The sequence below is a fragment of the Microbacterium sp. RU1D genome, from assembly GCF_900156435.1.
Classification (GTDB): domain Bacteria; phylum Actinomycetota; class Actinomycetes; order Actinomycetales; family Microbacteriaceae; genus Microbacterium.
The window spans coordinates 1-18900 of the sequence record NZ_FTPQ01000002.1 but is presented as its reverse complement, the minus strand read 5'-3'; the positions used below and the strand labels follow the sequence as shown (position 1 = coordinate 18900).

Here is an 18900-nt window from a genome sequence, read left to right as displayed (position 1 = left end):
GCGGGGACGACGTTACAGCCTACTCGCGACCGAGGTCGCGGTGAGCCACGCGGACGGCCACCCCCGGAACATCGGCAAGACGTGCAGCGAGCTCGCGCGCCATCACCACCGACCTATGCTTACCCCCCGTGCACCCCACGGCGACCACGGAATGCCGCTTGTTCTCACGCTGATAGCCCTCGAGAACGGGCCGCAGAGCGGCCGAATACGCGTCGAGGAACCCCGACGCGCCTTCCTGGCCGAGCACGTATTCCCGCACGCGGGGATCCTCGCCCGTCAGCGGACGCAGCTCCTCGTTCCAGAACGGGTTGGGCAGGAAGCGCATGTCGGCGACCGAGTCGACGTCGGGCGGCAGCCCGTACTTGAATCCGAAGCTCATGAGGGTGACCGTGTGCCGGGCCGCCCCTTCTTCGCCGAACAGGGCGACCGTGCGCAGCGACAGCTGGTGCACGTTGAAACTCGACGTGTCGATGACGACGTCGGCCGCCTCGCGCACCGGGGCCAGACGCTCCCGTTCCCGACGGATGCCGTCGAGGATCGTGCCGTCGCCCTGGAGGGGGTGCGGTCGCCGCACCGCCTCGAAGCGGCGGACGAGCACCGCGTCGGAGGCGTCGAGGAAGACCACGCGCACCTGTCGGCCCGCCTGCAGGGTGCGCATCGCCTCGGGGAGGTCGCCGAACAGCGAGCGTCCGCGCACGTCGACGACGACCGCCACACGCGGGACGGCCCCGCCGGCGAGCTCGGTCAACTCGAGCAGGGGCCGCAGCATGCGCGGCGGCAGATTGTCGACCACGTACCAGTCGAGGTCTTCGAGGGCGTTCGCCACCGTCGAGCGCCCCGCGCCGGACATGCCCGTGACGATCAGCACCTCACCGGGCTCATCTCGTGCCGGTTCCATGCGATCGCCTCCCGTCATCCCGTTCAGCCTACCGAGACAGATGCGTGTGGATGGCCTCGGCCAGGGTCGGCCCGATCCCGGGGAGCACCGTCATCTCGTCGGGCGTCGCGTTCTTCAGCGCCGAGACGGAGCCGAAATGGCGCAACAGGGCCTTGATGCGCGCGTCGCCGAGACCGGGCACCTCCGAGAGCACGCTGCCGATGTCGCGCTTGCGGCGCTTGCGTTGGTGCACGATGGCGAAGCGATGGGCCTCGTCGCGCAGTCGTTGCAGCAGGTAGAGCGCCTCCGAGGTGCGCGGCAGGATCACCGGGTACTCCTCGCCCGGCAGCCAGACCTCCTCGAGGCGCTTGGCGATGCCGCACAGGGCGATCTCCTCGTGCCCCGCGTCCGCGAGCGCCCGCGCCGCGGCCGCCACCTGCGGCTGCCCGCCGTCGACCACCAGCAGCTGCGGGCGGTACGCGAAGCGCGGGCGCTTGCGCGCGGTGACGACGTCGCCGTCGCTCGTGGCCTCGGCCGACGCGGGGTCGGCGACGATCGCGCCGTTCACCGTCTCCGGCTCGATCTCGTCGGGCCGATCGAGGTAGGCGAGGCGGCGCGTGAGCACCTGGTACATCGAGTCGGTGTCGTCGGTCGTCTCGGCCACGCCGAAGGAGCGGTACTGATCCTTGCGCGGGAGTCCGTCTTCGAACACGACCATGGATGCCACGACGTTGGTGCCCGCGAGGTGCGAGATGTCGAAGCACTCGATGCGCAGCGGCGCCTCGCTCATCCCGAGCGCCTCTTGCAGGTCGGTGAGGGCCTGCGACCGCGCGACGTAGTCGCTCGTGCGTCGGGTCTTGTGCAGCATGAGCGCCTGCTGCGCGTTGAGGGTGGCGGTCTTCAGCAGGTCGGCCTTGCGCCCGCGCTGCGCGACCTGCAGGGTCACCGGACGCCCGCGACGCTCGCGCAGCCACGCCTCCAGCTGTTCGGCGTCGTCGGGCAGCTCGGGGACCAGCACCTGCCGGGGGATGTCGGACGCATCGGCGTCGCCGTATGTGCGCTGCAGCACCTGATCGACGAGCTCGGCGCCGGAGATGTCGATCTCCTTCTCGATCGTCGTCGCTCGCACTCCGCGCACGCGCCCGCCGCGCACGACGAAGTGCTGCACGGTGGCGGCCAGTTCGTCCTCCGCGATGCCGAAGAGGTCGGCATCCGTGTCCGAGGCCAGGACGAGCGCGCTCTTGCCGAGCACCGCGTCGATCGCCTGCAGACGGTCGCGGTAGTGGGCGGCGGACTCGTAGTCCATCGCCGCCGACGCCTCCTTCATGCGCGCCGTCAGCTCGCGCGTGAAGCGCTGGTCGCCGCCCGACATGAACGCGATGAAGTCGTTCACGACGGCCCGGTGCTCCTCGACCGTCACCTTCATCGAGCACGGTCCGCCGCAGCGACCGATCTGCCCCGGGAAGCAGGGTCGGCCGGAGGCCATCGCCTTCTTGTACGACGAGTCGCTGCAGGTGCGGATCGGGAAGACCTTGATCATCAGGTCGATCGTGTCGTGCACCGCCCACACCTTCGGGTATGGCCCGAAATACTTCGCCCCGCGGATCTTGTGGTTGCGGGTGACGATGACGCGCGGCGCCTCATCAGCGAGGGTGATGGCCATGAACGGGTACGACTTGTCGTCGCGATAGCGGACGTTGAAAGGCGGATCGAACTCCTTGATCCACATGTACTCGAGCTGCAGGGAGTCGACGTCGCTCGGCACGACCGTCCACTCCACGCTGGCCGCGGTGGTGACCATACGGCGGGTGCGCTCGTGCAGCGAATACAGCGGCGCGAAGTAGTTCGACAGTCGCGCGCGCAGGTTCTTCGCCTTGCCGACGTACAGCACCCGTCCGTCGGCATCCCGGAACCGGTAGACCCCCGGATTGGTGGGGATCTCCCCCGCCTTCGGGCGGTACGGCAGCTGCGACACCCGTTCTCGGGACGCGGATGCCACCGCTCAGCCCGCCGCGCTCACGAGCTCCCGCTCGGCGCTGTCCGCGTCCGACGCGGTGTTGCGCGGCGTGCCCGTGCGTCCGGTCTCGAGCAGTTCCGCCAGGAAGGCGCCGGTGTGGCTCTCCTCGACCTTGGCCACCTGTTCGGGCGTTCCCGTCGCGACGATCGTGCCGCCGCCGGCACCGCCCTCGGGACCGAGGTCGATGACCCAGTCGCTGCTCTTGATCACGTCGAGGTTGTGCTCGATGACGATGACGGTGTTGCCCTTGTCGACCAGACCGTTCAGGACCTTCAGCAGCAGGGAGACGTCTTCGAAGTGCAGACCCGTCGTGGGCTCGTCGAGCACGTAGATCGACCGGCCGTTGCTGCGACGCTGAAGCTCGGTGGCGAGCTTGACGCGCTGCGCCTCGCCACCCGAAAGCGTCGTCGCCGACTGGCCGAGCCGGACGTAGCCGAGACCGACGTCGACCAGCGTCTTGAGGTAACGGTGGATGGCCTGGATGGGCTCGAAGAATTCCGCGGCCTCCGAGATCGGCATCTCGAGCACCTCTGCGATGTTCTTGCCCTTGTAGTGCACCGACAGCGTGTCGCGGTTGTAGCGCTTGCCGTGGCACACCTCGCAATCGACGTAGACGTCGGGGAGGAAGTTCATCTCGATCTTGAGCGTGCCGTCACCGGAGCACGCCTCGCAGCGGCCGCCCTTGACGTTGAAGCTGAAGCGGCCGGCCTGGTAGCCGCGCACCTTCGCCTCGGGGGTCTCGCTGAAGAGCGTGCGGATGCGGTCGAACACACCCGTGTAGGTCGCCGGGTTCGAGCGCGGGGTGCGGCCGATGGGCGCCTGGTCGACGTGCACGACCTTGTCGAGGTTGTCGAGACCCGTCACACGGGTGTGCTTCCCCGGAACGCGGCGCGCCCCGTTGAGCTTCGAGGCGAGCACCTCGTACAGGATGCCGTTCACCAGCGTCGACTTGCCCGAACCGCTCACGCCGGTGACCGAGGTGAGCACGCCGAGCGGGAAGTCGACCGAGACGTTCTTGAGGTTGTTCTCGCGCGCTCCGACGACCGTGACCTGACGCTTCTTGTCGATCTTGCGGCGCTTCTTCGGCGCTTCGATCGCCCGACGTCCCGAGAGGTAGGCGCCGGTGAGGGAGCGCTCGTCGGTGAGCAGTTCGGCGAGGGGGCCGGAGTGCACGACGTTGCCGCCGTCGACGCCGGCGCGGGGTCCGATGTCGACCACCCAGTCGGCCGCGTGGATCGTCTCTTCGTCGTGCTCGACGACGATGAGGGTGTTGCCGAGGTCGCGCAGGGTTTCGAGCGTCTGGATGAGGCGGCGGTTGTCGCGCTGGTGGAGGCCGATCGACGGCTCGTCGAGCACGTAGAGCACGCCCGTCAGGCCCGACCCGATCTGGGTGGCCAGGCGGATGCGCTGCGCCTCGCCACCGGACAGCGTTCCCGCCGCGCGACCGAGGCTCAGGTAGTTCAGACCCACCTGCAGCAGGAAGTCGAGGCGTGCACGGATCTCGCGCAGCACGGCCGCGGCGATGGTCGCCTCTCGGTCGGTGAGCGTCAGCTTCGAGAAGAACTCGCGCGCGTCGGACAGGCTCATGCGCGACGCCGCCGCGATGGACGTGTCGTCGACGAGCACGGCCAGCACCTCGGGCTTGAGGCGGTCGCCGTCGCAGACCGCGCACGGGACCTCGCGGAGGTACTCCGCCCAGCGCTGACGCTGGGTGTCGGACTCGGCCTGCAGATACTGCCGCTCGATGTAGGGCACGACGCCCTCGAAGCCCGACGAGTAACGCATCTCGCGGCCGTAGCGGTTCTTCCACTTGACCGTGACCTTGTAGTTCTCACCGCGCAGAACGGCCTGCTGCACGTCCTTCGACAGGTCTTTCCAGGGGGTGTCGAGCGAGAACTTCAGGTCGCGCGCCAGCCCCTCGAGCAGACGCTCGTAGTACTGGAAGAGGCCCTTGCCCTGCGTGGTCCACGGCAGGATCGCCCCGTCGCGGATCGAGAGCTCCTCGTCGCCGAGCATGAGGTCGACGTCCACGGACATGCGGGTGCCCAGACCCGAACAGACCGGGCAGGCCCCGAAGGGCGCGTTGAACGAGAACGTCCGCGGCTCGATCTCGGTGAGTTGCAGGGGGTGCCCGTTGGGGCACGCGAGCTTCTCGGAGAACGACTGCCACGCGTCGTCGCCCTCTTCGTCGACGTAGTTGACCTGCATGATGCCACCGGCCAGCCCCATGGCCGTCTCCACCGAATCGGTGACGCGGCTGAGGATGTCTCCGGATGCCACGAGCCGGTCGACGACGACGGCGATGTCGTGCTTGTAGCTCTTCTTCAGCGTCGGCGGCTCGGACAGCTGCACGAGGTCGCCATCGACGACCGCACGCGCGTACCCCTTCGCGCTGAGCTCTTTGAAGAGATCGACGAACTCGCCCTTCTTCTGCGTGACCACGGGGGCGACGATCTGATACCGGGTGCGCTCGGGCAGTTCCATGAGCTGGTCGGCGATCTGCTGCACCGTCTGGCGCTGGATGCGCGCGCCGCAGTCGGGGCAGTGGGGCACGCCGATGCGCGCCCACAACAGGCGCATGTAGTCGTGGATCTCGGTGATCGTGCCGACGGTCGAGCGGGGGTTGCGGTTGGTCGACTTCTGGTCGATCGACACCGCGGGGCTGAGCCCCTCGATGAAATCGACGTCGGGCCGGTCGACCTGCCCGAGGAACTGGCGGGCGTACGCGCTCAGGGACTCGACGTAGCGACGCTGCCCCTCCGCGAAGATCGTGTCGAAGGCCAGGCTCGACTTGCCCGAACCCGAGAGACCCGTGAAGACCACCAGCGAATCGCGGGGGATGTCGAGGTCGACGTCCTTGAGGTTGTGGACGCGGGCACCCCGGACGCTGAGCTTGCCGCTGGTGGCGGAATTCGCGGACGACGAGGGCGAAGAGACAGGAACGATCGGCACCTGTTAAGTCTAGGTCGACCCTCCGACATCGGCCCCGGGTTCGCCCCGAGCGCACGGATGTGCGAAGCTTCCACGCCCCGCGCGACGCGGCTGCGGCCCCTCGCGCGTGCGTCGCGCCGGGGCGGTGCCGTGGCCGATCCCCGCCGACGGCCAGGGCGCTCCTCAGTCGCGGACCGGCCCCGCGAAGGGAGCGAGACCGTCGCGCAGCGCAGCGAGTGCGCGTTCGTCGACGCCGACGCGCTCCATGATGCGGCCGGGCACCTCGAGCGCAGCCTCCCGCAGGGCGCGGCCCTCGTCGGTGAGATCGATGTGGAGCACGCGCTCATCGTCGGCCCGTCGCCCCCGCGCCACGCGCCCTTGCGCCTCGAGACGCTTCACCAGAGGTGAGAGCGTCGCCGGTTCCATCGCGAGCTCGGCGGCGAGGGCACCGAGCGACCGCGGAGCACTCTCCCACAGGGCGAGCATCACGAGATACTGCGGATGCGTCAGTCCGAGGGGCTCGAGGACGGGCCGGTAGATCGACACGACGTTCCGCGCCGCCGTGACGAGGGCGAAGCACACCTGGTTCTCCAGCTTCAGTGGATCGTTCACGGCATCCCTCCCCGAATGGTTAGTACACTAATGATCATGACACGAAAGGATGCCGACCGCCCACCGCTGCGCGAACGCGTACGCGAGGCCGGCGGCTGGTACCAATACCTGAACACCCGTCTCATCCGCGTCGCAGGACCCGCCTCGGTCGGCCCGTACGAAACGACGCCGGAGCCCGTGCGCACGGCACGCCCCTGCCCCCTGTGCGGTCACGCGATGGCGGAGCACACTGTGGATCGCACGGGCCCGAAGCCGCTCCTGCACTGCCCCTGACGCGGAGAGACGAACGCGGAGCGGACGGTCTCGGGGAGGACGATCGCGGGGAGGACGATCGCGAAGAGGACGGCTCGAAGCCGACGATCTCTGAGATGACAATGGCGCTGAGGCGCCGCGCGAAGAACTCGCACGCGAGGCCCGCACGCAGGCCCCGCGCCGGAAGTCCTCGGCCGGAAGAGCGGGGGCCGTGTCGCCGCCACCGGTGCTCCGAGCCACCGGGAGGCGCCTGCCCCGGGAGTGCTCGCGGCGAAACCACGCCGCAGAGACCCGTCCGCCAGGATCTCTCCCCAATCCACCTGTCGGCAGCAGAAAACCCCTCACCCGAGCCGCGGATGCCCCTGGGCGTCGAGGGGCCAGCCGGGATTGACCGCGACCTCCCACGGGTGCCCGTCGGGATCGACGAAGACCCCGGAGTATCCGCCCCAGGCGGTGGGGGCGGCGCCGCGGGCGAGGCGGGCACCGGCCGACCGGGCCGCCTCGAGGATCGCATCCACCTCGGGAGGGGAGCCGACGTTGTGCGCGAGCGTGACACCGCCCCAGCCCCCGCCATCGACGACCCCCGAATCCGCGGCAAGGGCTTCGCGCGACCAGAGCGCGACAACGGCCCCTCCCATATCGAAGAACGCCACCTCACCCTCTACCGACGACGGATGAGGACGCCAGCCGAGCGCCGAGTAGAAGGTAATCGCTCGGGTGAGATCCTCCACCCCGAGGGTGACGAGGGTGATGCGCTGCTCCATCGGGACCCCGGGTCAGGCGTGCCCGGCCCGCTCCATCGCCCGCAATTCCTTCTTCATGTCCTGCACCTCGTCACGGAGACGCCCCGCCAGCTCGAACTTGAGCTCCGCGGCCGCCGCCAGCATCTGCTGGGTCAGGTCGGCGATGGTCGACTCGAGCTGGTCCGCCCCCTCCGCGGCGATGCCGGTGCGACGCAGCGACGGCGTGGGCGACTTGCCCTTACCCGCCTTGTCGTTGCGGGCGAGCATCTTCTTCGTGTCGGTCGCCTCGCGATTGAGCACCTCGGTGATGTCGGCGATCTTCTTGCGCAGCGGCTGAGGGTCGATCCCGTGCTCGGTGTTGTACGCGATCTGCTTCTCGCGACGGCGTTCCGTCTCATCGATGGCGTTGCGCATCGAATCGGTGATCTTGTCGGCGTACATGTGCACCTCGCCCGAGACGTTTCGGGCGGCACGACCGATCGTCTGGATGAGAGAGGTGCCGCTGCGGAGGAACCCCTCCTTGTCGGCGTCGAGGATGGCCACAAGCGACACCTCGGGGAGGTCGAGACCCTCGCGCAGCAGGTTGATGCCGACCAGCACGTCGTAGACGCCGGCGCGCAGCTCCGTGAGCAGCTCGACGCGACGCAGGGTGTCGACGTCAGAGTGCAGGTAACGCACGCGCACGCCGTGCTCGCCGAGGAAGTCAGTGAGCTCCTCGGCCATCTTCTTCGTCAGCGTGGTGACGAGGACGCGCTCGTCGCGCTCGACGCGCACGCGGATCTCCTCGAGCAGGTCGTCGATCTGTCCCTTCGACGGCTTGACGATGATCTCGGGATCCACCAGCCCCGTCGGGCGGATGATCTGCTCCACCACCCCGTCGGCGATCCCCATCTCGTATCGCCCCGGGGTCGCCGACAGGTACACCGTCTGTCCCACGCGCTCTTTGAACTCGTCCCACCGCAGCGGGCGGTTGTCCATCGCGCTGGGCAGGCGGAAGCCGTGCTCCACCAGCGTGCGCTTGCGCGATGCGTCGCCCTCATACATCGCACCGATCTGGGGCACGGTCACGTGCGACTCGTCGATGACGAGCAGGAAGTCGTCGGGGAAGAAGTCGAGCAACGTGTGCGGCGGATCGCCCGCCATGCGGCCGTCCATGTGGCGCGAGTAGTTCTCGATGCCCGAACAGAAGCCGAGCTGCTGCAGCATCTCGAGGTCGAAGGTGGTGCGCATTCGCAGACGCTGCGCCTCGAGCAGCTTGTTCTGGGACTCGAGCTCCTTGAGCCGCTCACCGAGCTCATGCTCGATGGTGCCGATGGCGCGCTGCACCGTCTCGGTTCCCGCGACGTAGTGCGAGGCGGGGAAGATGGGCACCGAGTCCATCTTCTCGATGACGTCGCCCGTCAGAGGGTGGAGGGTGTACAGCGCCTCGATCTCGTCACCGAACATCTCGATGCGGATCGCGTACTCCTCGTACACGGGGATGATCTCGATCGTGTCACCCCGCACGCGGAAGTTGCCGCGCGAGAAGTCGACGTCGTTGCGGTTGTACTGCATCGAGATGAACTTGCGGATGAGCGCGTCGCGGTCGTACCGCTCCCCCACCTGCAGGGCCACCATCGCACGCAGGTACTCCTCGGGCGCGCCGAGGCCGTAGATGCACGACACCGTCGAGACCACCACGACATCGCGACGCGAGAGCAGCGAGTTCGTCGTCGAGTGGCGCAGGCGTTCGACCTCGGCGTTGACCGAGCTGTCCTTCTCGATGAACGTATCGGTCTGCGGCACGTACGCCTCGGGCTGGTAATAGTCGTAGTAGGACACGAAGTACTCGACCGCGTTGTTCGGCATGAGCTCGCGGAATTCGTTCGCGAGCTGAGCCGCCAGCGTCTTGTTGTGCGCGAGCACGAGCGTCGGTCGCTGAACCTGCTCCACGAGCCAGGCCGTGGTCGCGGACTTGCCGGTACCGGTGGCACCGAGCAGCACCACATCGGTCTCGCCGGCGTTGATGCGCCCCGCGAGCTCCGCGATGGCCTGCGGCTGATCGCCGGACGGGGAGTATTCGCTGATGACCTCGAAAGGACGGACGGAGCGAGTGGGCTGCATGATTCCAGCGTAGGCGGGGCCTCCGACATCGGGGTCGGGTTGCGTTCGCCGTCGGCGAGCGCGAGGGCCGCGCGGGACTCATGGATCGGCCGCCGAGCAAGCCGCGACGCCGGTCAGACGCTCGGGGAGATCCGCGCCCAGAGGTCGTCGACCTGGCTCCGCGTGGCATCCATCGTCGTCGAGGTGTCGATCACGACGTCGGCCAGCGCCAATCGTTCCTCGTCGGACGCCTGCGAGCCGATGCGCGCGCGGGCGTCGGACTCGGCCAGGCCGCGACCGTCGACGAGACGGCGCACGCGCGTCTCGGCCGGGGCGTGCGCGACGACCACGAGGTCCCAGGCGTCGCCCGCGCGCGCTTCCGCGAGCAGCGGGACGTCGTAGACCACGACGGCGCGCGGGTCGCGGGCGAACGCCTCGTCGAATCGTCGCTGCGACTCCGTCCGCACGGCGGGATGCACGATGGCGTTCAGCGCGGCCAGCCTGTCGGGATGACCGAAGACGCGAGCGCCGAGACCGGGGCGGTCCAGTGCGCCGTCGGCCGTGAGGACCTCGGCGCCGAATTCCCGCGCGATCTCCGAGAGGACGGGGGAACCGGGGGCCTGCACCTCGCGGACGATCGCGTCGGCATCCACGATGACCGCACCGCGTTCGGCCAGGAGGGCGGAGATGGTCGACTTCCCGGAGGCGATCCCACCCGTCAGCGCGAGAAGAGGCACCCGAAGAGAATGCCACAACGTGACGCCGGGGGCACCCCCCAGCGGCGCTGCGCTTCGTCGTCTACCATTCGACGCAGGTGGGATCGCTCCCGGACCCCGCCCGACGAAAGCTCCCCCATGCCCGATGCCCGCACCACGGTGGTGATCGAGGACGACCTCGACATCCGCACGCTCGTGTCCGCCGTGCTCGAAAGCGCCGGCTTCACCGTGCACGCCGCCAGCACGGGGCTCGAGGGCATCGAGCTCGTCCGACGTCACGAACCCGCCGTGACGACGCTGGACGTGAGCATGCCGGGCATCGACGGTTTCGAGACCGCCCGCCGCATCAAAGCGTTCAGCAGCACGCGCATCCTCATGGTGAGCGCTCGTGCCGACGAGGCCGAGCAGCGCATGGGACGCGAGGCCGGGGCCGACGACTACCTCACGAAACCCTTCCGCCCGCGCGAGCTCCGCCGGCGCGTCGAGGATCTCGCCGCCGCTTCGTCCTGACGCCCGGTACCGAGGTCTCGCCCGGTTCCGCGTCGGGCCGCGTGCTCAGGCGATGCGGAAGGACTGCTCCCCCGTCGCCGCAGCCCGCGCCGCCGCCTCGTCGGCTCGGAGCACGAGGGCGCGGGAGTCGTGCCCGTGATCCGCCGTGACGGCCACGCCCACCCCGACCACCGGCACCACCGCGGTTCCGAGTCGTGAGAGGTCGCTCACGACGCGCTCGTGCAGGACGCGGGCGACGCGTCCGATGTCGGTCGTCGGTCCGGTCGTGAAGGCGACTGCGAGGCCGGTCGTATCGGCCTCCCCCACCAGCGCCATCGTGGGCGAGTGCCGGCGCACGGCCCCTCGCAGCTCCCGGGCGATCTCCTCCGCATCCTCGGGTCCGAAGGCGACGGCGACGCGTTTCAGATCATCGATCCGGATGCCGATCACGCAGACGCCCTCCGCGGCCAGCTCGGCCCGGGCGCAGACGATGGCGAGCGTGGCCTCGAACGACTCGCGGAACAGCACGCCGTTGGCATCCACGGACAGGCGGCGGACGTCGGGCGAGCCGCGCAGGGCGGACTCGTTCGCACGCAGGACCGAGGTCACCGTCACCGCCGCGATCACGAGGGTGATCGTGAGCACGGCCGAGATCCGGGTGTCGAAGACCGTCCGGAACAGCTCGCTGTCGGGCCCGCTCGTGAGGAACACCCCCGTCCGGCTGACGAACCAGAGGGCTTCGACCGCGAGGATGACCGTCAGCCCGACGGCGCTCCACCGCTTCGCGATGGCGCCGCGCCGCGTCTCGATCGCCCCGAGCACCGCGAACAACGCGTTGCCCAGGAAGAACGGCACGGCCCCCGCCCAGTCGCCGCCGGCCGGACCGGCCGCCAGGGCCGACACCACGACGAGCAGGACGACGACCCCCAGGACGATCGAGGGCACGCGCTGCGCGCGGCCGTTGAAGGCGACGCACCCCAGCCAAATGAATCCGGTCGCGGCCACGAACGCGCCGTTGCCCACCGCCACGGCCACGAAGACGTCGGGCAGCAGCAGCCAGGCGAGGTAGCAGACGGCCGAGAAGGTGCCGGACAGGTAGGCGCTCGCCCAGAGGCGTCCGGGGAGACCGTCCTTCAGCATGATGGTGTCGAGCAGGTACATGACGGCCGAAACGACGATCACCAGGGCCGCCGCCGCCTGCAGCGTGAGCACGTCGAAGATCATTCGCCCTCCCGGGGGTTGCGCGGCAGACGCACGGTGAAGACGGCTCCCTCGCCCCGCGCCGTCCGCACGGTGATCTCGCCACCGTGCGCGCGCGCGAGGTCGCGACTGATCGCGAGGCCGAGACCGCTTCCATGTGCGGAGGAGTTGCGGACGGCGTCGCCGCGGAAGAAGCGCTCGAACAGCCGCGCCTGCTCCGTGACGGAGATGCCGGGGCCGTCGTCGGCGACCACGATCGACACCGAGTGCACGTCCTGCAGCACCGCCACGCTCACCGCCGCCCCCCGGGGGACGTACTTGATGGCGTTGGACAGCAGGTTGTCGACGATCTGCCGCACGCGGCGGGCGTCGATCACCGCACGCGCTTCGACGACCCCCGAGGCGTCGATGTGCACGCCGTGGTCGAGGGCGCGCGGGGCGATCGACTCGATCGCGGCCCGGACCACCGATGCCACGTCGGTCGAGCGCAGTTCGAGCTCCACGCCGACCCCCTCTCGCGAGGTCGCCGACAGCGCCAGGATGTCGGCGACGAGCTCCAGCAGGCGGGACGCGTTACGCTCGGCCACCGCCAGCCGGTCGCGGGTCGCAGGGGCGATGGAGTCGTCGTCGAGGGCGAGCTCCAGGTAGCCGATGATCGAGGTGAGCGGTGTGCGCAGCTCGTGCGACACGCTCGCCACGAGGTCCTCGCGGGCGCGACGCGCCTGCTCCTCGACCGTGACATCGCGCGAGACGATCACCCCGCTGATCTCGCCGTTCTCGGCAACGGGCAGGCGCCGCGCCGTGACGCTCAGCGCGCGACGGTCCTCACCGGGCCCGCCGTACCAGACCATCTCGCCCTCGAAGACCTCGCCGGCTCGCGCGCGGGCCAGGGGCGTCGCGTCCGCTGCGATCGCGGTCGACCCGTCGGCGGCGAAGACCTCGATCTCGCGCCCCAGCACGTCGGTCGTGTTCAGCAGGCGCGCGTGCGCGGCGTTCGTGACGGCGAACTCACCCGCCGCCGTGACGCGGGTGACGCCGAAGTCGACGGCATCCAGAACCTCGGTGACCAGGTCTTCCTGCCGGCGCGCGCGATCGACCGCACGGCGCAACTCGGCGGACTGCTTCTCGAGCAGCTCCCGCTGCGCCTGCGCCCGACGCGCCGTGAAGTGCGCGATCGTCGACAGCGCCGCCACCACGAACGGGAGCAGGAAGGTCGAGGCGGAGAAGCGATGCAGGTCGACCGCGATGGACTGATGGATCATGACGACCGTCACCGAGACCGAGACCGCGACGATGCCCCACACGCCGAAGACCGTGCCGATCCACAAGGCCGGAAACGTCCACAGCAACCCGAGACCGGCCAGCGGCGCAGTCTCTCGCATCAACGCGATCGCAACGACGTCGACGATCGGCAAAAGGGCCGCCCACCACTGCGGCATGCGATCCCACGGCAGGAGCACCGCCGAGACCGCTCCGGCGAACAGCAGGGACGCACCCGCGAAGAACGGGGTCGCGTCGATGACCTGGCCGACCGTGATCGACACCACGACGCCGATGAAAGTCGCTGCGGCCAGCAGCATCTGGTTCGCCACGATGCTGCGCCGCAGACCGAGGCGCACGCTGGAGATCCGGGGCGCCATACCGTTGACAATATCGTTTCCGGCGGCCGCGGCCGCACAGGCGAGACACCGGCCGGCCGGTGTCCGCCGGCGAGGGGACCTGCGAGGTCAGAACCCGAAGTCGCCGCCGAAGTCGCCGCCCCCGAAATCCCCTCCGCCGACGTCGCCGCCCCCGTATTCACCGACGTCCCCTCCGCCGAAGTCCGCCGCCGCATCCCCGCCGGAACCGTCGGCTCCGTGATCCGCGGCGACACCGTCCGCGTAACCCGCGTCGTACCCGGGATCGAACATGGCACCCACCAGGGCCGAACCCACCACGTACCCGCCGATGGTCCCGAGCATCGACGCGCCCAGCATCGAGCCGAAGCCCGGACCGGCTCCGCCGCCGAAGGACCGACCGCCGAACGTCCGCTCCATGAAGCCCGGCTGCGAGTACTCGGCGCGCGTGGCGGCGCGCGCGAGCGAACGGGGGTCGTCGCTCGCCGACCGCTCCGACAGGGTGAGCCCCGACGACATCTCGTCGAGCACCTGACGGCGCTGCGCCGGGGTGAGCCGACCGAAGGCTTCCGCGTGTACCTGCTCCACCGTCTCGGGCGGCGCGGTGCGCAGCAGATACCGGTAGCGCTCGATCGCCTGACGGCCGTCATCTGCCCCGGATGCCGACGGCGACGCCGCCGCGGAAGGAGGAGGCGGCGGCGCGTACCGTCCGCCCGCATCCCGCGAAGCGCCGGCCTCACCGCGTGAGGGGGGCTCAGGCCAGCGGTCGGCCGTGTCGCTCGCGGAGCCGAACAGTCGATCGAAGAAACCCATGTCCTCGCCCTCTCTCGTCGTGTGCACCTACGTTACGGCGCGTGACGCGTCGGACGGAGGGCTTGTCAGTCCGCCCCGCGCGTCGTACGCCCGCCAGGACCGGTGTCATCCGCGACGCGCGATGGCCTCGCTCGTCCACCGGGCGTAGCGGGCCCACGGGTCATCGACCCCGGCGGAGAGCGCCGCCACGTGCGCCTCCAGTGCGGGACTGCGTCGGAACCACTCGGTGCGGCCGAACCGCTCGTCGGCGAATTGCGCGTGACGGCGCCTCTCCACAAGACGGTCCCCCGGCTCGAAGGCGAGCAGTTCGTCGTGCCACACGGCCGCGAGGCGCCGTCGGGGACGCGCACTCGTCCCGATCTTGATGCGATCCTCGAATCGCAGGTAGTACACGACGTCCACGCGCGGCGGCGGGAGCTCGTCGTCGAGGGGGTCGCCGTGCCGCCATTCGCAGACGGCGCACAGCCATCCGCTCGGCCAGCGCACGCCGAGCCGCGACCCGCACAGGCGGCACGGCGTGGGGAGCAGGTCGGTGACGCCGTCGGTCGCCGCCGCCCAGTCCGCACCGACCGCGAGATGCCAAGGACACACGGGCAGCGGCGCGTCGGGATCGACGCCCCGTCCGCAGTCGGGCACGAGGCAGAGGGAGGACACGCGGCCACGTTACGCCCGGCCTCCGACATCGGGCCCGCCGGACGGCGAGGAGAAGCGCGGCCGGTCGGCGCGCGCTCCCCCTCGCGGGTCAGTCCTCGGCCTCCGGCGCATCCAGCAGCAGGAACAGCCCCGCGTACGGGCCGAGTTCGAGCGAGAAGCTCTGCAGCTCGTCCACGCGACCGACGACGTCTCCGGTCGCCGCGTCGACGGCGGTGCTCTGCGGGACGAGGAACTCCGAGCGGACCGTGCCCTCGATCGTCTCGCCCGAGAAGTTCAGCACCGTGATCTGCAGCGGAGCGTCGTCGGCGCGGCGGTCTCCCCCGTCGAGACGGTGCACCATGACCAGCATGCTGGGGTGCCCCACCTGCGGGATGTCCACCTGCGTCGCGATGGCGATCCCGTGGTCGCCGCGGATGCGGAGCACGTCGCGCAGACCCGAGAGGAACGACTCCGGGTTCTCCTGCTGCGCGCCCAGGGATCCGTAGAGCGAACGTGCCCGCGGCATCCCCGACACCGACGACGCGGCCTCCGGGGCGACGTCGAGCAGGTCGTGCCCGCCCCGCTCGATCCAGCGGGTGTCCCCCGACGCGATGAGGTGGCGCACGTCGTCCGCGGGCAGCGTGAGCGACCCCGTCAGGTCCCAACCCGAGAGGGCGAACACCCCCGGCTGCCACGAGTTGTACTTGGCCAGCAGCAGGTGCGCGTCGCGGATGGCGGGGATGTCCGCTTCCGTGATGTCGTCGAGGGTCGCCTTGCCCTGCGTCGCCGCGATGAGGGATGCCGTGGTGCAGGCGATCCCGTTCTGCGTGAAGACCAGGTTGTAGTCGGCGTCGACCGTCAGCTTCTCCGTCAGGTCGGCCCGTACCATTTCGGCGATCTCGCCGCCGGTGTGCTCGGCGTGGCGGAACGGGTAGACGGTGTCGCGGTGCGTCGTCGCCCAGTGCACGAGCTCGTAGGTGAGCTCGTCGTGATTCTGCATCCCGTGCACGAGCTGCACGGGCTCGACGCCCGTCTCGAGCGCGGTGTTCAAGGCGAGGCGCAGGAACTCCGTGTTGGCCGTCGCCAGCGCGTGGTGGTACCCGGGACGCGTGACGAAGTCGTACGACAGGTCGGCGCCGACCGCGCCCGTGTCGCGGATGTCCTCCATCGTGAGGTTCAGTTCCTGGAACGTGAACCCGCCGACCTTGCGCACCATGCCGGCGATGATGTGGTTCGCCGCGTGCGACAGGGGGTGGCCCTCCGACCAGGCCGGCAGCCCCTCGGCGCTCTTCTCGACGCCGAGGAAGCCGTTGGCATCCAGTCTCAGCGCGCTCGTTCCGAGGTCGCCGAGGGAGTGCAGGGCGTCGCCGATCACCAGTCGCATGCCCGCGAAGGTGGGGTCGAGCCAGTTGATCGACGGCTGCCCCTCCTTGAAGTAGTGCAGGTACACCCAACGGCGCTCGAGGCCGTCCGTGCCGACCACGGGAGCCGTGGCGCTCCAGTTGGTCTCCTTCACGCCGGGCGTGTAGAAGATCACGCGCTGCAGCTCACCGATGATGTACCCGCGGGCACTCAGTTCTCGCTCGGTCTCGGCGTCGAGGTTGACCGAGTCCCGCCCGGCCGGCACGTCCGGCAGGAGGGCCCAGTCCTCACGCGGGATCTCGACCATGTGGTAGATCCCCGGGTAGTCCTTGTACGCCATCTCGGCGAGGCGGAAGTCCGCACCCTTGCCCGTGTGCCCGGGCACGATGTCGTCGATGACGCTCCCACCGTGCGACTCGGCCACGTCGGCGACGCGACGGAATGCGTTCTCGTCACCGAACTCCGGGTCGATCTGCGTGCTGATGCGGTCGAAATGTCCGTCGACGCTGGGCGTCTCCTGCCACCCGGTGATGCCGCCCGCGCGCTTGACCGGACCCGTGTGGATGCCGTTGATGCCGACCCATTCGAAGGCCTCCCACAGCGCCTCGTCACCCAGGGCGTCGAGGAAGGACTCCCCCGGGCGGGTGATCAGCGAGATGGGGTACGCCGTGAACCAGACGTCGGTCGACTCGATCGCGCGACGCGCGTCAGGGCGTGCGTAGGGGTTGCGCCACATCGACGGCTGTCCCGACAGCTGACGGCTGAGCACGTCGGCGTCCTTCAGCATCGACTGGCGCACGAGCCACTCCACGTACGACGGGTTTCCGCCGTTCGCGTTGCGCGGGTCGGTCAAGAAGCGCCGCAACGTCCCACCCCGGAACTGATCTCGCGGACGCAGCCGTCGCGGCCGCGCCGGATAGCGCTGTTCGTCGTAACTGATCTCGGAGACGGTCTCACCCGCCTCCTCGAAGTCGCTCGACGCAGCGTTCTGCTGCGCGTCGACCAGTTCGTCATCCGTCATGGTGCGCTCGTCGGCGTCGTCCACTCCCGACCTCCCTCACGTCACCATCGACGCTAGTCGGTCCGATCGAAGACGGGCGTGGGCATTGACCTCGGGATGCCGCGTGTCGACAGATCCGTCCGCTTCCTCACACCGGAGCGCCGGCGCGACCGCCACGGGGCAGCGCCGCCAGCGCGAGCACGAGCGCCCCCGCGCACATCGTCAGCACAGCGACGACGAACCACCCCCAGCCGGCGGCACCGAAGACGACACCCAACGCCCAGCCGAACAGGCTCGAGCCCGCGTAGTAGCCGAGGTAGTAGAGCGACGACGCCTGCGCCCGTGCCTCGGGAACCGCGGCGACCGGCGTCCACCCGGATGCCACCGCGTGCGCCGCGAAGAAACCCGCTGTGAAAGCGACGAGACCCGCCAGCACCGCGACGACCGCCGGAACGAGCATCAGCGCCGCCCCCGCCGCCATCACCGCCGTCCCGACGATGAGCACGGGCAGTCGCCCGTACCGGACCGCCAGAGCCCCGGCCTGGGGAGACGACACCGTGCCGGCCAGGTAGGCGAGGAAAAGCAGCGTGATCAGCGCCGGGGCCAGGGAGAACGGCGGCGCGCTCAGATGGAAACCCAGGTAGTTGTAGACCGCGACGAACGCCCCCATGAGCAGGAAGCCCTGCGCGTAGAGCGCGAGCTGGATGGGAGAGCGCAGATTGACGGCGAGACGGCGCAGGATCGACGGCCCGCGCACGGCGCGCCGCCGGCCCGGGACGAAGCCGCGTGCCCGCGGAACGAGTGTCAGGAACACCACTGCGGCGACGACGCAGAGCAAGACGACGGATGCCACACCCCAGCGCCAGCCGGCGGCCTCCCCCACCCACCCCGACACCACGCGTCCGCTGAGGCCACCGACGGTCGTGCCGGCGATGTAGGACCCCGCCGCCGCGGCGACGTGGCGGGCGTCGACCTCTTCGCTCAGGTAGGCGAGGGCGACGGCCGGAACGGCGCCGAGGGCAGCCCCCTCGAGCAGACGGAGCGCGAGGAGCACCGCGATGTCGTGCGCCAGGGGCGTGAGCGCGCCGAGAAGGGTCGCGGCGATGAGACCGATCGCCATCGCGGGAACGCGGCCCACGCGGTCCGCGACGATCGACCACGGGATCACCGCCGCGGCAAGCCCCAGCGTGGATGCCGAAACCGTGAGCGCGGCGCCGGCGGGAGAAGTTCCGACGTCCGTCGCGATGGCCGGCAGCAGGGCCTGCGTCGAGTACAGCTGCGCGAAGGTGGCGACGCCACCGAAGAAAAGCCCCACGAGCAACCGCCGATAAGCGCGACTGCCCGGCAGGTGCCCCGAGAAATCGCTCACTCCATCGACACTAGCCGCCGGGTACGACGAAGGCGCCGACGGCGCGACCGTCCCGAATTCAGGATGCCGCGCCCCGGCGCCTTCGCACGTCACTTGTGCCCGTAAATGCGAAATGGCCACCCAGCGTTGGGTGGCCATTTCGTTAAAGGAAGTCCGGCGGTGTCCTACTCTCCCACAGGGTCCCCCCT

General features: G+C 69.8%; 15 protein-coding genes. 2 read left to right on the top strand and 13 right to left on the bottom strand.

Features of this window, described 5'->3' with window-relative positions:
- Window positions 1–19: 19 nt before the first annotated feature.
- The 4 genes from rapZ to B0B15_RS08795 all read right to left on the bottom strand — a co-directional run bounded on the left by rapZ (window position 20) and on the right by B0B15_RS08795 (window position 6437).
- Window positions 20–898: an RNase adapter RapZ gene (gene rapZ, locus B0B15_RS08810; protein ID WP_076675337.1), complete on the bottom strand. Its 879-nt coding sequence runs from the start codon at window positions 896–898 to the stop codon at window positions 20–22.
- A 28-nt stretch (window positions 899–926) separates the two neighbouring features.
- The gene (gene uvrC / locus B0B15_RS08805; protein WP_256334263.1) at window positions 927–2876 is read right to left on the bottom strand and encodes an excinuclease ABC subunit UvrC; all 1950 of its coding nucleotides are present in this window, start codon (window positions 2874–2876) and stop codon (window positions 927–929) included.
- A gap of 3 nt (window positions 2877–2879) precedes the next feature.
- The gene (gene uvrA / locus B0B15_RS08800) at window positions 2880–5846 is read right to left on the bottom strand and encodes an excinuclease ABC subunit UvrA (RefSeq protein ID WP_076675334.1); all 2967 of its coding nucleotides are present in this window, start codon (window positions 5844–5846) and stop codon (window positions 2880–2882) included.
- A gap of 162 nt (window positions 5847–6008) precedes the next feature.
- Entirely contained in the window at window positions 6009–6437 is a 429-nt protein-coding gene (locus B0B15_RS08795) for a MarR family winged helix-turn-helix transcriptional regulator (protein WP_076675332.1), read from the bottom strand.
- A 30-nt stretch (window positions 6438–6467) separates the two neighbouring features.
- On the opposite strand from B0B15_RS08795, the gene B0B15_RS08790 reads away from it, so the two are divergent.
- Window positions 6468–6710, top strand: coding sequence for a hypothetical protein (locus B0B15_RS08790; protein WP_083708961.1), 243 nt, complete (start codon window positions 6468–6470; stop codon window positions 6708–6710).
- A gap of 320 nt (window positions 6711–7030) precedes the next feature.
- On the opposite strand, the gene B0B15_RS08785 is transcribed toward B0B15_RS08790, so the two are convergent.
- The 3 genes from B0B15_RS08785 to coaE all read right to left on the bottom strand — a co-directional run bounded on the left by B0B15_RS08785 (window position 7031) and on the right by coaE (window position 10251).
- On the bottom strand, window positions 7031–7453 hold the full coding sequence (locus B0B15_RS08785; protein ID WP_076675331.1) for a VOC family protein: 423 nt from the start codon (window positions 7451–7453) through the stop codon (window positions 7031–7033).
- Between the two features lie 12 nt (window positions 7454–7465).
- Window positions 7466–9535, bottom strand: coding sequence for an excinuclease ABC subunit UvrB (gene uvrB, locus B0B15_RS08780; protein WP_076675329.1), 2070 nt, complete (start codon window positions 9533–9535; stop codon window positions 7466–7468).
- A gap of 113 nt (window positions 9536–9648) precedes the next feature.
- Complete coding sequence (coaE, locus tag B0B15_RS08775) at window positions 9649–10251, bottom strand: dephospho-CoA kinase (protein ID WP_076675328.1); 603 nt, start codon at window positions 10249–10251, stop codon at window positions 9649–9651.
- Between the two features lie 117 nt (window positions 10252–10368).
- Between coaE and B0B15_RS08770 the strand changes: the two genes are divergently transcribed.
- Window positions 10369–10740, top strand: coding sequence for a response regulator transcription factor (locus B0B15_RS08770; RefSeq protein WP_076675326.1), 372 nt, complete (start codon window positions 10369–10371; stop codon window positions 10738–10740).
- 45 nt (window positions 10741–10785) lie between these two features.
- On the opposite strand, the gene B0B15_RS08765 is transcribed toward B0B15_RS08770, so the two are convergent.
- The 6 genes from B0B15_RS08765 to B0B15_RS08740 all read right to left on the bottom strand — a co-directional run bounded on the left by B0B15_RS08765 (window position 10786) and on the right by B0B15_RS08740 (window position 18712).
- Window positions 10786–11931 (bottom strand): diguanylate cyclase domain-containing protein, encoded by a 1146-nt coding sequence (locus B0B15_RS08765; RefSeq protein ID WP_179078794.1) that lies wholly within the window; start codon window positions 11929–11931, stop codon window positions 10786–10788.
- An 8-nt stretch (window positions 11932–11939) separates the two neighbouring features.
- Complete coding sequence (locus tag B0B15_RS08760) at window positions 11940–13559, bottom strand: sensor histidine kinase (protein ID WP_076675323.1); 1620 nt, start codon at window positions 13557–13559, stop codon at window positions 11940–11942.
- A gap of 87 nt (window positions 13560–13646) precedes the next feature.
- Entirely contained in the window at window positions 13647–14348 is a 702-nt protein-coding gene (locus B0B15_RS08755) for a hypothetical protein (RefSeq protein WP_076675322.1), read from the bottom strand.
- A 105-nt stretch (window positions 14349–14453) separates the two neighbouring features.
- Complete coding sequence (locus B0B15_RS08750; RefSeq protein WP_076675320.1) at window positions 14454–15002, bottom strand: GIY-YIG nuclease family protein; 549 nt, start codon at window positions 15000–15002, stop codon at window positions 14454–14456.
- 88 nt (window positions 15003–15090) lie between these two features.
- Window positions 15091–17364, bottom strand: a complete 2274-nt coding sequence (gene treS / locus B0B15_RS08745) for a maltose alpha-D-glucosyltransferase (RefSeq protein WP_076676404.1) — start codon at window positions 17362–17364, stop codon at window positions 15091–15093.
- 127 nt (window positions 17365–17491) lie between these two features.
- Window positions 17492–18712, bottom strand: coding sequence for an MFS transporter (locus B0B15_RS08740; RefSeq protein WP_256334262.1), 1221 nt, complete (start codon window positions 18710–18712; stop codon window positions 17492–17494).
- Window positions 18713–18900: the final 188 nt, after the last annotated feature.

Excerpts from the sequence above, each read along its gene's own strand:
- B0B15_RS08760 (WP_076675323.1), bottom strand. The coding sequence starts at position 13,559 with ATGGCGCCCCGGATCTCCAGCGTGCGCCTCGGTCTGCGGCGCAGCATC.
- treS (WP_076676404.1), bottom strand. The coding sequence starts at position 17,364 with ATGACGGATGACGAACTGGTCGACGCGCAGCAGAACGCTGCGTCGAGC.
- B0B15_RS08770 (WP_076675326.1), top strand. The coding sequence starts at position 10,369 with ATGCCCGATGCCCGCACCACGGTGGTGATCGAGGACGACCTCGACATC.
- rapZ (WP_076675337.1), bottom strand. The coding sequence starts at position 898 with ATGGAACCGGCACGAGATGAGCCCGGTGAGGTGCTGATCGTCACGGGC.
- B0B15_RS08790 (WP_083708961.1), top strand. The coding sequence starts at position 6,468 with ATGATCATGACACGAAAGGATGCCGACCGCCCACCGCTGCGCGAACGC.
- B0B15_RS08755 (WP_076675322.1), bottom strand. The coding sequence starts at position 14,348 with ATGGGTTTCTTCGATCGACTGTTCGGCTCCGCGAGCGACACGGCCGAC.
- B0B15_RS08785 (WP_076675331.1), bottom strand. The coding sequence starts at position 7,453 with ATGGAGCAGCGCATCACCCTCGTCACCCTCGGGGTGGAGGATCTCACC.
- uvrB (WP_076675329.1), bottom strand. The coding sequence starts at position 9,535 with ATGCAGCCCACTCGCTCCGTCCGTCCTTTCGAGGTCATCAGCGAATAC.